The 11744-nt window shown below is 60.9% G+C and carries 12 protein-coding genes and 1 tRNA gene; 11 read left to right on the top strand and 2 right to left on the bottom strand.

The window, feature by feature from the left end; all coding sequences use genetic code 11:
* Positions 1-12: 12 nt before the first annotated feature.
* The 5 genes from purC (at position 13) to M2D63_RS09175 (ending at position 4249) form a co-directional block, all read left to right on the top strand.
* The gene (gene purC / locus M2D63_RS09195; protein ID WP_285862559.1) at positions 13-723 is read left to right on the top strand and encodes a phosphoribosylaminoimidazolesuccinocarboxamide synthase; all 711 of its coding nucleotides are present in this window, start codon (positions 13-15) and stop codon (positions 721-723) included.
* A gap of 92 nt (positions 724-815) precedes the next feature.
* A tRNA-Ser gene (locus tag M2D63_RS09190) sits at positions 816-905 on the top strand.
* 206 nt (positions 906-1111) lie between these two features.
* Positions 1112-1486, top strand: coding sequence for a type 1 fimbrial protein (locus M2D63_RS09185; RefSeq protein WP_285862558.1), 375 nt, complete (start codon positions 1112-1114; stop codon positions 1484-1486).
* Between the two features lie 281 nt (positions 1487-1767).
* Positions 1768-3207 carry a sodium:alanine symporter family protein gene (locus M2D63_RS09180; protein ID WP_285862557.1) on the top strand — a complete coding sequence of 480 codons (1440 nt, stop codon included), beginning with the start codon at positions 1768-1770 and terminating at the stop codon, positions 3205-3207.
* A 145-nt stretch (positions 3208-3352) separates the two neighbouring features.
* Positions 3353-4249, top strand: coding sequence for a LysR substrate-binding domain-containing protein (locus M2D63_RS09175; RefSeq protein ID WP_285862556.1), 897 nt, complete (start codon positions 3353-3355; stop codon positions 4247-4249).
* A gap of 1 nt (position 4250) precedes the next feature.
* Here the strand turns inward: M2D63_RS09175 and M2D63_RS09170 are convergent, their stop codons facing one another.
* Positions 4251-5651, bottom strand: a complete 1401-nt coding sequence (locus M2D63_RS09170; protein ID WP_285862555.1) for an amino acid permease — start codon at positions 5649-5651, stop codon at positions 4251-4253.
* Between the two features lie 203 nt (positions 5652-5854).
* On the opposite strand from M2D63_RS09170, the gene M2D63_RS09165 reads away from it, so the two are divergent.
* Together M2D63_RS09165 and M2D63_RS09160 are read left to right on the top strand one after the other, a co-directional pair.
* A complete protein-coding gene (locus M2D63_RS09165) occupies positions 5855-6658 on the top strand; it encodes a phytanoyl-CoA dioxygenase family protein (RefSeq protein ID WP_285862554.1) in 804 nt (267 codons plus the stop codon).
* Positions 6659-6788: 130 nt separating this feature from the next.
* Positions 6789-7430, top strand: coding sequence for a hypothetical protein (locus M2D63_RS09160; RefSeq protein ID WP_285862552.1), 642 nt, complete (start codon positions 6789-6791; stop codon positions 7428-7430).
* A gap of 198 nt (positions 7431-7628) precedes the next feature.
* On the opposite strand, the gene M2D63_RS09155 is transcribed toward M2D63_RS09160, so the two are convergent.
* The gene (locus M2D63_RS09155; protein ID WP_285862551.1) at positions 7629-7853 is read right to left on the bottom strand and encodes a YdcH family protein; all 225 of its coding nucleotides are present in this window, start codon (positions 7851-7853) and stop codon (positions 7629-7631) included.
* Between the two features lie 117 nt (positions 7854-7970).
* Here M2D63_RS09155 and M2D63_RS09150 point away from each other — a divergent pair, with 117 nt between their 5' ends.
* From M2D63_RS09150 to M2D63_RS09135, 4 genes are all read left to right on the top strand, one after another.
* On the top strand, positions 7971-8336 hold the full coding sequence (locus tag M2D63_RS09150; protein ID WP_285862550.1) for a 5-carboxymethyl-2-hydroxymuconate Delta-isomerase: 366 nt from the start codon (positions 7971-7973) through the stop codon (positions 8334-8336).
* A gap of 171 nt (positions 8337-8507) precedes the next feature.
* Positions 8508-10145, top strand: coding sequence for a phosphoethanolamine transferase (locus M2D63_RS09145; RefSeq protein WP_285862549.1), 1638 nt, complete (start codon positions 8508-8510; stop codon positions 10143-10145).
* Positions 10146-10264: 119 nt separating this feature from the next.
* A complete protein-coding gene (gene rnd, locus M2D63_RS09140) occupies positions 10265-11398 on the top strand; it encodes a ribonuclease D (RefSeq protein ID WP_285862548.1) in 1134 nt (377 codons plus the stop codon).
* Positions 11395-11688 (top strand): YcgL domain-containing protein, encoded by a 294-nt coding sequence (locus M2D63_RS09135; RefSeq protein WP_285862547.1) that lies wholly within the window; start codon positions 11395-11397, stop codon positions 11686-11688. The genes rnd and M2D63_RS09135 overlap by 4 nt, the downstream gene beginning before the upstream one ends.
* Positions 11689-11744 lie beyond the last annotated feature (56 nt).

The following is an 11744-nucleotide window of genomic DNA, read 5'->3' as shown; positions in this document are numbered from 1 at the left end:
GCGGAGCCCATCATGGAAAAACGTGAAGAACTCTACCGCGGCAAAGCCAAGTCGGTTTACAAGACCGACGACGCTGACCGCTTGATCCTGCTGTTTCGCAACGACACCTCGGCGTTCGACGGCAAGCGTATCGAACAACTCGATCGCAAGGGCATGGTGAACAACAAGTTCAACGCCTTCATCATGCAGAAGCTTGAAGAAGCCGGCATCCCGACCCAGTTCGACAAACTGCTGGGCGACAACGAGTGCCTGGTCAAGAAGCTCGACATGATCCCGGTCGAATGCGTAGTGCGTAACTATGCTGCCGGCAGCCTGGTCAAGCGCCTGGGCGTGGAAGAGGGCATCAAGCTGGAGCCTTCGACCTTCGAACTGTTCCTCAAGAACGACGAGAAGGGCGATCCGTTCATCAACGAATCCCACGTCGTCGCCTTCGGCTGGGGCACCGCCGAGCAACTGGCGAAGATGAAAGCCCTGTCGCTCAAGGTCAACGAAGTGCTGAGCAAGCTGTTCGACGACGCCGGCCTGCTGCTGGTCGACTTCAAGCTGGAGTTCGGCGTATTCCACGGCGAGATCGTCCTGGGTGACGAGTTCAGCCCGGACGGCTGCCGCCTGTGGGACAAAGAGACCCGCAAGAAGATGGACAAGGACCGCTTCCGCCAGGGGCTGGGCGACGTGATCGAAGCCTACGAAGAAGTCGCCAAGCGCCTGGGCGTGCCGCTGTAACTGGCAAGTTCACGCAAGCGCCTGATACCACGCGAATTTTTTTCAAAATAGGCTTTGCCTTTCTAGAAACTGCTGGTATCATGCGCGCCACTGGAGAGATGCCGGAGTGGCCGAACGGGACGGATTCGAAATCCGTTGTACCTTCGCGGGTACCTAGGGTTCAAATCCCTATCTCTCCGCCATATATCGAAAAGCCCCTGAACCGCAAGGTTCGGGGGCTTTTTGTTTTCAAGCTCCAGTATCGCTAGCAGGTTTTGGCCCGCGCGCTGAAAAAATCTTCAATCTGCGACGCAGTTGGCATCGTGCGAATCGAGAGCCAAATCATCCTGAAAAACCCGCCGAGCTTGTCAACACTCAAGACAGGTACGTTCGCTTGTGGAGTATCAAGATGAGCGGGAAATTATCGGTATTCAGTACGGTCGCGTTGTTCAGTCTTAGTGCCCTGTGCCAGGGCGCGACACCCATGGCCCAGGGGGTGATCAGATTTTCCGGCAGTATCGTCGAGTCGTCCTGCACACTGTCGTCGCAAGCCGGTGGTTGGGGAATGGACGATTGCCCGACGCTGGCGCGGGGGGCAGACATCGATGTACGCCGGATAGCGCCACAGGCCTCGGTCAGTGCCCTGGATAACGCACCCGTGAAGGTCCGGCTGGTGGCCGACCGCACTTCGGGCCGCTATTACAATCAGCAGTATGCGCTGGTCGACAAGGCGGGAAATCCGGTGACTGCCGGTAACTACCTGATCACCCTCACTTCGCCATAGCGCAGCGGTTCGGGAAGCTGTCGGCGAGATCTGCTATCATATTGCCCCTCAACGCAACGGCCAGCGCATTTACCAATGCATGCTGGTCGATGGGAGCCCTGAGGCTCGACATCCTTCATCACGAAACCGGTGATGCCGAAGCGCCCTGCAGCACCTGCAGGCGTTCTCTCCTTGCTACAGGCCTTTCGCATTGAAAAAGGCACGAGTCGTCCTCTGCACCGGTTGCTTAACAGACTGAGCAAGGTCCTTCAGCGGCCCTGCGCTTTATTTGGGAACAGACAATGACAGCCGTGATCAACGCACTCAATACCTTCTTCTGGGGGTATGTCCTGATCTATGGCCTGCTGGCCGCAGGTATCTACTTCACTGTCCGCTTGGGCTTTATCCAGTTCCGTCATCTGCCTGAATTCTTCCGCTCGGTGCTGCGCGCACCGGCCAAGGATGCCAGCGGCATCACGCCGTTCCAGGCATTGTGCACCAGCCTCGCGTCGCGGGTCGGTACCGGTAACCTCGCGGGTGTGGCCGTGGCCATCACCCTCGGCGGGCCGGGTGCGGTGTTCTGGATGTGGGTGGTGGCCTCGCTCGGCATGGCCACGGCCTACGCGGAAAGCACCCTGGCGCAGTTGTACAAGGTGCGCAACAGCAACGGTGAGTTCCGTGGTGGCCCGGCGTTCTATATCGCCAGGGGCCTCAATGCTCCCTGGGCTGCGGCGATTTTCTCGGTCTGCCTGATCATCGCCTTTGGCCTGGTGTTCGGTGCGGTGCAGGCCAACTCCATTGCCGATGCCACCCAGGGTGCCTTCGGTGTGCCCAAGCTGACCACCGGTGTGGTGGTGGCGGTGCTGGCCGGGTTGGTGATCTTTGGCGGCATCAAGAAAATCGCCCGTATCGCCGAATTGATCGTGCCCTTCATGGCCGGTGCCTACTTGCTGGTGGCGGTCTATGTGATCGTGACCAACCTGGGTGAGGTGCCCGGGGTACTGATGACCATCGTCAAGAGCGCCTTCGGCCTGGAGTCGGCGGTGGGCGGTGTGGCCGGGGCCATGCTCAATGGCGTCAAGCGCGGCCTGTTTTCCAACGAGGCCGGCATGGGTTCGGCACCGAACATCGCTGCCGTGGCGACGCCCAACCCTCACCACCCGTCCTCGCAAGGTTTCGTGCAGGCCCTGGGCGTGTTCATCGATACGCTGCTGATCTGCACCGCCACCGCCATCATGATCCTGCTGTCCGGTGTGGTGCCTGGCCCAGAAATGACCGGCACGCCGCTGACCCAGGCGGCCATGAACGTGCACATCGGTTCGGCCGGGCAGTATTTCATTGCCGTGGCGATCTTCTTCTTTGCCTTCACCTCGATCATCGGCAACTACACCTATGCCGAGAACGCCATGGTGTACCTGAAGCTGAACACCCGCCTGGGCCTGACTGTGCTGCGCAGCGCCGCGCTGCTGATGGTGGTGTGGGGCGCCTATGAAAGTGTGGCCACGGTGTTCGATGCAGCCGATGCGGCGATGGGCCTGATGGCGACCATCAACCTGATTGCGATCTGCTTGCTGTCGGGTGTGGTGATCAAGCTGACCCGTGACTACTTTGCCCAGCGCGCGGTGGGTACGCCGGAGTTCAATGCCAGGGATTATCCGGAGTTGGCTGGCAAGATCGATGCAGAGATCTGGGGTGGGGCCGAGGGCTCCGAACAGCCGCTGCAGCCGGTGCAGGAGCGGTAGTAGATTGTTATAGCCCATCGCGGCGCAAGGCCGCTCCTACAGGGGCTGTGTAGGAGCGGCCTTGCGCCGCGATGGGTCGCGCTGGACTGCCAGGCACAACCGGCCATAATGGCCCGATTGTCCAATCACCTGTCGGGGCCGTGCGATGATCGGATTCACCTTGCGCCAGCTGGAGTATTTCGTCGCCGCCGCCGAGCAGGGCAGCGTCAGTGCCGCGGCGCGGGCCAAGCATATTTCCCAGCCGTCGGTATCCCTGGCCTTGTCGCAGCTGGAGGCGACCCTGGGCGAAAAGCTCTTTCACCGCCAGGTCAGTCGTGGCCTGGAGTTGACCCCGGCAGGGCGCAAGCTGCTGGAGCAGGCGCGGCAGATGCTCAACCTGGCCACCGCGATCAGTGGCCGCGGCGAGGAGCAGACCGAGGTGCGCGGTGCCCTGAGCCTGATCTGTTTCCAGGACCTGGGACCGTACTATGCGCCGCGACTGTTGAGCGGCTTTCGCCAGCGTTATCCCGAGGTCACCATCACCCTGTTCGAAGCTGACCTGGCCGAGGTCAACCGCCGGCTCGGCGATGGCAAGGCAGAGCTGGCGCTGACCTACGATGTCGGCCTGGATTCACCCATCGAGAAACACGTGCTGGCGCAGTTGACGCCCTATGCGCTGTTGCCTGCCGATCACCCTCTGGCCCTGCAGGACAAGGTCTCCCTGGTGGACCTGGCGGCCGAATGCCTGATCCTCGAAGACATCGCCAGGACCCGGGAGTACTTCCTTTCGCTGTTCTGGGCCCATGACCTGCAACCGGCTGCCTTGCAGCTGACCCAGACTTTCGAGATGCAGCGCGGGCTGGTTGCCCATGGCTACGGCGTGGCGCTGTCGTGCACGCGGCCGGTGAGTGATTGCAGCTACGACGGCAAACCACTGGCCTGCCGGCCGCTGCTCGAATGCGTCAGCCCGCAACCCGTGGTATTGGCCCAGTCCAGTGCCATGCGCCCCTCGGCGGCAGCGCAGGCTTTCCTGGACTGGGCAAGCCAGCAGTTTCCGGCCTGAGTCAGCTGGCCGGGTCGGCCACGGCCACCAGGGCCTTGCCCTTGCGTGCCACGCACAGCCAGTAGCCCAGCGACAGCAGGGCCAGCCAGCCGATGCCCACATAAAGCGCCATGCGGGTATCCGGGAACCAGGCCAGCACGCCGAAGATGAACAGCATGAACAGCGCTGCCAAAGCCGGGCCGACAGGCCAGAAGGGCACGGGGAAGTGCAGGGCGTTGACTTCGCTGGCGCTCATGCCGCGACGCATGACCATTTGCGACAGCAGGATCATCAGCCACACCCAGACGATCGAGAAGGTCACCACCGCAGCCAGGATCAGGAACAGGTTCTCCGGCGCCAGGTAGTTGAGCAGGACGCCGAACAGCAGCGCCACGGCCATCACCACCACGGTCATCCACGGTACCCCGAAGCGCGACAGCTTCGAGAAGCCCGAGGGCGCCTGGCCGTTCTGGGCCATGCCGTACATCATCCGCCCGGCGCTGAAGATATCGCTGTTGATCGCCGAGATCGCCGCCGAAATCACCACGATGTTGAGCAGGGTGGCGGCCGAGTCGATGCCCAGGCCACTGAAGATCTGCACGAACGGGCTGCCTTCGCTGCCGATCTTCGACCAGGGGTAGATCGACATCAGCACGAACAGGGTGAACACGTAGAACAGCAGGATGCGCAGCGGCACCGAGTTGATCGCCTTGGGAATGACCCGCTGCGGGTCCCGGGCTTCGCCGGCGGTGATGCCGATCATCTCGACCCCGCCGAAGGCGAACATCACCACGGTAAAGGAGGCGATCATGCCGCTCACGCCATTGGGGAAGAAGCCGCCGTGGCTCCACAGGTTGCTGACTGTCGCCACCTGTTCCGCCGTGCCGCCCAGCTGGATGCCGAACATCAGCACCGCACCACCGGCGAGGATCATAGAGACGATCGCAGTGACCTTGAGCAGTGACAGCCAGAACTCCAGCTCGCCGAATACCTTGACGCTGCACAGGTTCAGGGCGCCGATGAAGAACACGATGCCCAGTACCCAGATCCAGCGCGGCGTGTCGGGGAACCAGAAACTCATGTAGACGCCGAAGGCGGTGACGTCGGCCAGGCACACCACCAGCATGGAAAACGCATAGCTCCAGCCGGTCAGAAAACCCGGGAAACGCCCCAGGTACTGGCTGGCGTACTGGCCGAAGGAGCCGGACACCGGGTTGCGCACGGCCATTTCGCCCAGGGCGCGCATCATCATGTAGATGGCCGCGCCGCCAATCAGGTAGGCCAGCAACACGGAAGGGCCGGCCAGTTTGATGGCCGAAGCCGAGCCATAGAACAGCCCGGTGCCGATCGCCGAGCCAAGGGCCATGAAACGGATGTGTCGGGTACTCAGACCTCGCCGCAAGGCGCTGTTGTTGTCGTTCATCCCAGGTAACTCCTCATTGTTCTTGTTTTGAGTGGCAGGGTGCCGAAGGAGACAGGCAGGGCTATTAACCGGCCAACGGGCGGGGCTGACAATACGCCGGGTTATACAGAATGCTGATAGTGGCGAATAGGCAAAGTGTCGTTTACCGGCGGCGAACAGCGATCCAATACTTTCGGCCATTACAACAAGAGAGGTGGCCCCCGATGAATGCCGATATCGAACAGTTCCAGCGTGATGGTGCGATCGTGTTGCGTGGCGTGTTCCGCGACTGGATCGAGCCTTTGCGAGAAGGTTTCGAGCAGAACCTGGCGGCGCCCAGCGCCTTTGCCATCGAAAACGTCGGTAGCGGCGAAGGTGGGCGCTTCTTCGAGGACTACTGCAACTGGCAGCGGATTCCGACCTTCAAGGACTTCGTGCTGAACTCCCCGGCGGCGGCCATCGCCGGCGAGCTGATGCAGTCCCGGGAGGTGCAGGTGTTCCATGAGCACATCCTGGTCAAGGAACCGGGCACGTCCAAGCCGACACCCTGGCACCAGGACCTGCCGTACTACTGCGTGGACGGCCTGCAAACCGCCAGTTACTGGATCCCGCTGGACCCGGTCACCCGCCACAACACCCTGAGTGTGGTGCTGGGCTCACACCGCTGGCCCAAGCCGGTACGGCCGAAAAGCTGGGCCAGCAACAAGGATTTCTACGGTGCCCAGGATGCCGGCACCGGGGAGAGCCTGTTCATGGACATGCCGGACGTGGAAAACGGCGAATACCAGATCCTCTCCCCGGAACTGGAGCCGGGCGATGCGGTGGTCTTCGATTTCCGTACCGTGCATGGTGCGGCCGGCAATACGGGGGGCAATCGCCGCCGGGCGTTCTCGACCCGGTTCATGGGCGACGATGTGCGTTATGTACAGCGGCCGGGACGAACCTCGCCACCGTTTCCGGGGATTGATTTGAAAACCGGGGAGCGGATGCGCGAGGACTGGTTTCCGGTGGTGTGGACGCGGTCATAACGGATAACTGCAGAAGCGAGCTTGCCCCTCGATGGCAATCGCGGGGCTGGCTCTGGTATGAGCGGAATGTGAAAGCAATGTGCGTGACGTGTGTCGATCATCTGGTCGGGAATCCTCCTGGAGAGTCCGCATGTTTCCCGTATCTACCCATCCTGCTTCCACTCACTGGCAAAGTGACGCATCAAACCAACCTGATCCCGCTCCACTGAACCTGACACTGGAAACCTTTCAAGCCGTCCGGAGCGGTTTGCCTGACCTGAAGTTTCTACCCCCTTATGAGCTGCAGCTTGCCTTGGCAACGTACGATCCTGATCTTTTCAAAAACTATGTGGAGCTTGCGCTCGATGTGTGCGAATGCAAATCTCTCGATTCACTGGCTAATGCAACTTTCTGGGTGTTCACGGGGCAATACAAGCCAGTGGGTTTTGAAGCTGCTGTCAAGGAATTGATGGATTCAACGCAAGCAACGCTTTCATTGCCTGATTCGATCAAGGCCATCATTGACGTTGGCGCATTGATTACCTCTGCCCAACAATACCCGGGCCAGGCAATGAGCAGTCCTGAGGTACTGAGAATGCTGATCTTCGGCCTGGCCATGCGAGGTGCAGACACCGATCAGGGTGAAGCCTTTTGCGATGCAGTGGATCAACGGTACACGAATCTGATGTGTGGCAATGGCGGCGCAGAGGGACCTTCATTCACCGTCGTGTTCAACTACGAGCCCTCGACGGATAAACTCTGGAAGGAAATTGAAGAGATGGTGGCGGAATAAGCCGGAGCGGATGTTGGTGGGGTGTTGAACAGCCTGGGTGTGCAGCCTGACGGGGAAGGTGTTCCGGTCACGTACACAAATCGAACGCTGGGCAACTGACAGGTACCGATTGAAATATAAGCGGGCTTGCTTCGCGATGCGATATGGCTGGTAGATCGCAATCGCGGCTAAGCCCGCTTGTCAGGTGTTCGGCGGTGGTTATTTCAGATGGGCGACGATTTCGTCCTTGATCAGCAGACGTTTCTTGCGCAGCTGGGTGATCTGGTCATCGGTGGCGCTGCTGCTTTCCGCCTTGACCACCTCGACGTCGATGGCGTTGTACTTGTCGTGCAGCTCGCTGAGCCGCGTATCGGTTTTTTTCTTGGCGTCGAACGCCTCCCTGGTCATGTTCAGGTCTGCGAGCAAATCGTGCTTGACCGGCATTTCTTCACCTCTCCGGGGTTTGGGGTGGAAGTCATGAACTTAGAGAATAGTCGTCTTTGCCGGGTTCCGGGGGTGCGGTAGTCTGTCGCAACAATTCTGATCTCAAGGTTCTTTGCGATGCCTCACCTTCATGTGGAATACAGCGACAACCTGACCGGGCTGGACGTCGACCGCCTGCTGCTGCGCCTGAACCATGCCCTGGTGGGCAGCGGGCAGTTCGCCGATGAGCTCGACATCAAGAGCCGCGCTGTGGCCCAGGGGGCTTTCCGTGTGGGGGTGGCTCCGGCCGAGCGGGCCTTTGCCCACATCAAGCTGGCCATCCTCAGTGGCCGCTCCGCCGAGGTGAAGCGGCAGTTGTCGGCCAGCTTGCTGGAGGTGCTCAAGGAAACCATTGCCGCCACACCGGGGCTGGATATTCAACTCTGTGTCGAAGTGCTGGATATCGATCGTGATTCCTATTCGAAAATTCATCTGCCGGGATAGTCGTCCCAGGCATATTTAATGTGAAAAAAATGTAATGAAGAAGTTGGCGCCAATCCACCAATTGTTGGCGTCTTTTTCACGAAAAATTGATGGCGTGCTACTTAAAGTCCGGGCTGTTTAAAGGTGGTGCCGCAACGGCACCGTTCCCGACTCTTCATCAAGCGAAGCGCCATGTTCAAGGTCAAACCCCTGCGGACCGAATGGGTCACGTTGCTAGCCAGTCTTTACCTGTTGATCGGCTTTAACTCGGTACTGTGGAATCATTTGTCCGAGGTGGTCGCACCGGGTGTCCACGGCATCTTCCTGCGCCTGGCCTTTGCTGCGCTGATCTTCTGCGCCTTCAACTTGATCCTGACCCTGGTGGCCTTTCCTCGGGTGTTGAAACCGCTATTGATTACCTTGTTCATGGTCAGTGCCGGAGCGGCTTACTTCATGAATCAATACGGTATATTGATTGATGTGGGTATGTTGCGTAATACCGCCGAGACCAATGTTTCGGAAGTTCATGATTTACTGTCGCTGAAACTTTTCATCTATATCCTGCTGTTGGGTGTAGTGCCGTCACTGGTGCTTTATAAAACGCCGATCAGTTACCGCCGCTGGCATCGGGAGTTGCTCGGCAAGTTGTTCGCCGCTACTGCCACCCTGGGCATGCTCGGGGTGGTGGCTCTGGTCAACTACCAGGGGCTTGCCTCGCTGTTTCGCAACCATCACGAGATTCGCCTGATGCTGGTGCCGAGCAACGTGGTGGGCGCCTCCATCGGCTACGTCCGCGAACAGGTTGGAACTGCAGCCAAACCCTTCAGCAAAATCGGCGAAGATGCCCAGCGTGATCCGGCCTGGCAGCAGCATGCGCGCAAATCCCTGACTGTGCTGGTGGTGGGGGAGAGCGCCCGGGCGGAGAACTTCGGCCTGCTCGGCTATGGCCGTGATACCACGCCGGAACTGGGCAAGGAAGCAGGCCTGATCGCCTTCAGCGATGTGCATTCCTGTGGTACCGAGACGGCGGTGTCGGTGCCCTGCATGTTCTCCAACCTTACCCGCAAGGGCTACGAGGCCAGCAAGGCCAAGAACCAGGAGGGCCTGCTCGATGTACTGCAGCGCGCCGGGTTGGCGGTGCGCTGGCGTGACAACCAGTCCGGTTGCAAGGGCACCTGCGACCGGGTGCAGTTCGAGGACGTCAGCAACCTCAAGGACCCGGCGCTGTGCACCAGCAGCGAGTGTCATGACGAGATCCTCTTGCAGGGCCTGGCATCGATCATCGACAACCTGCAGCAGGACACCGTGCTGGTGCTGCACCAGATGGGCAGCCACGGACCGGAGTACTTCAAGCGCTACCCGATGCAATACGAGCGCTTTACCCCGGTGTGCCCGAGCAACGCCCTGAACCAGTGCAGTGAACAGAGCATCATCAACGGCTATGACAACACCCTGGTCTACACCGATCATGTGCTGGCCTCGTTGATCGATATCCTGCGCAGCAAGCAGGACAAGGTCGACACCGCCATGCTCTACCTGTCGGACCACGGCGAATCGCTGGGCGAGTACAACCTGTTCCTGCATGGCACGCCGTACATGCTGGCGCCGGAGCAGCAAAAACACGTGCCGATGCTGGCCTGGTTCTCCGACAACTACCGCAAGAGCTTCGCCATCGACACCGACTGCCTGAACAAGGCACGCAACGAGCCGTTGAGCCAGGACAACCTGTTCCACTCGATGCTCGGCCTGCTGCAGGTGCATACCGCGCTGTACCAGCCGCAGCTGGACATGTTTGCCGGTTGCCGCCCGGCGCTGTGGGGGCGGGCTTGACCCGCGATCGGGGACGGTCAGCCAGATTAAATCGCGGGGCAAGCCCGCTCCCACCGAGCGGTTTCCCGGCAATGGCCTGCGCCGTATATACTGCGCGCCATTGTTTGTGGGAGAGCCTTGTGGCCATCGATATTCACTGGATTTGCGACGACAGCAGCCTGGCCGCACACTGCCAGCAGTGGCGCAAGCTGCCCTTCGTGGCCCTCGACACCGAATTCATGCGGGTCGACACCTTTTATCCGATTGCCGGGTTGATCCAGGTCGGCGACGGGGCACGGGCCTACCTGATCGACCCGTTGCTGATCGGCAACTGGCAACCGCTGGCCGAACTGCTTGAAGACCAGCAGGTGATCAAGGTGCTGCATGCCTGCAGCGAAGACCTCGAAGTGCTGTCGCGCCTGACCTGCAGCCTGCCGACGCCGCTGTTCGACACCCAGCTGGCCGCCGGCTACCTGAACCTGGGTTTCTCCATGGGCTACTCGCGCCTGGTCCAGGAAGTGCTCGGCATCGAACTGCCCAAGGGCGAAACCCGTTCCGACTGGCTGCAGCGCCCACTGTCCGAGACTCAGGTCAGCTATGCCGCCGAGGATGCGGTGCACCTGGCCGAGCTGTACGAGCGCCTGCGCCCGCAACTGTCGGACGAGAAGCACGCCTGGGTGCTCGAAGACGGTGCCGAGCTGGTCGCCCAGCTGCGCCGCGAAACCGATCCCTACGAGCTGTACCGCGACGCCAAGCTGGCCTGGAAACTGTCCCGGGCGCAGTTGGCGGTGTTGCGTGAACTCTGCGCCTGGCGCGAACGCGAAGCCCGCGCCCGTAACCTGCCGCGCAACCGCATCGTGCGTGAAAACGCCCTGTGGCCCATGGCCAGGACCCAGCCGGACACCCTCGCGGCACTGGCGAAAATCGAAGACATGCACCCGCGCACCATCCGCCAGGACGGTGAGACTCTGCTGGCGCTGATCAAGCAGGCCGCCAGCGTGCCGCCCGCCGAGTGGCCGCCGGCGTTGCCCGAACCGCTGCCGATCGAGGCCTCGGCGTTGCTCAAGCAACTGCGCGCCATCGGTCAGGCCGAAGGCGAGCGCCTGAACATCGCCCCGGAACTGATGCTGCGCAAGAAAACCCTCGAATTGCTGCTCAAGAGCGGCTACCCCAAGGGGCCCTATCAACTTCCCGATTCGCTGCGCGGCTGGCGTCGCGAGCGCATGGGGCAAGCGCTGCTCGACTGCCTGGCCTGCGCTGGAGAACAACCATGAAACGCATCTGCTCGATCTACAAGAGCCCGCGCAAGAACGAAATGTACCTGTATGTGCTCAAGGCCGAGGGCCTGGAGCGCGTTCCCGAAGGCCTGCTGCCATTCTTCGGCACTCCCGTGCATGCCTTCGACCTGGTCCTGACCCCGGAGCGCAAGCTGGCCCGCGAGGACATCGCCAAGGTCCTGGAAAACCTCGACCAGCAGGGCTACCACCTGCAGATGCCACCGGCCGAGGACGAGTACATCGAACACCTGCCTGAAGAGCTGCTGCGCCGCAACGACCCGGTCTGATACCGGCCCGCCTGCCGTGATGCCGTCGGGGCCGATGCCCTGGCGGTCTTCGTTGT

This window comes from Pseudomonas sp. BJa5 (assembly GCF_030272875.2).
Taxonomy (GTDB): domain Bacteria; phylum Pseudomonadota; class Gammaproteobacteria; order Pseudomonadales; family Pseudomonadaceae; genus Aquipseudomonas.
This window is presented reverse-complemented; position numbering and strand designations above follow the sequence as displayed.

What these genes read in the sequence shown, in the direction of transcription:
- M2D63_RS09170 (WP_285862555.1), bottom strand. Translation starts at nt 5,651, where the DNA reads ATGAACGACAACAACAGCGCCTTGCGGCGAGGTCTGAGTACCCGACAC.
- M2D63_RS09175 (WP_285862556.1), top strand. Translation starts at nt 3,353, where the DNA reads ATGATCGGATTCACCTTGCGCCAGCTGGAGTATTTCGTCGCCGCCGCC.
- M2D63_RS09180 (WP_285862557.1), top strand. Translation starts at nt 1,768, where the DNA reads ATGACAGCCGTGATCAACGCACTCAATACCTTCTTCTGGGGGTATGTC.
- M2D63_RS09145 (WP_285862549.1), top strand. Translation starts at nt 8,508, where the DNA reads ATGTTCAAGGTCAAACCCCTGCGGACCGAATGGGTCACGTTGCTAGCC.
- M2D63_RS09185 (WP_285862558.1), top strand. Translation starts at nt 1,112, where the DNA reads ATGAGCGGGAAATTATCGGTATTCAGTACGGTCGCGTTGTTCAGTCTT.
- M2D63_RS09135 (WP_285862547.1), top strand. Translation starts at nt 11,395, where the DNA reads ATGAAACGCATCTGCTCGATCTACAAGAGCCCGCGCAAGAACGAAATG.
- M2D63_RS09150 (WP_285862550.1), top strand. Translation starts at nt 7,971, where the DNA reads ATGCCTCACCTTCATGTGGAATACAGCGACAACCTGACCGGGCTGGAC.
- purC (WP_285862559.1), top strand. Translation starts at nt 13, where the DNA reads ATGGAAAAACGTGAAGAACTCTACCGCGGCAAAGCCAAGTCGGTTTAC.
- M2D63_RS09160 (WP_285862552.1), top strand. Translation starts at nt 6,789, where the DNA reads ATGTTTCCCGTATCTACCCATCCTGCTTCCACTCACTGGCAAAGTGAC.
- M2D63_RS09155 (WP_285862551.1), bottom strand. Translation starts at nt 7,853, where the DNA reads ATGCCGGTCAAGCACGATTTGCTCGCAGACCTGAACATGACCAGGGAG.
- M2D63_RS09165 (WP_285862554.1), top strand. Translation starts at nt 5,855, where the DNA reads ATGAATGCCGATATCGAACAGTTCCAGCGTGATGGTGCGATCGTGTTG.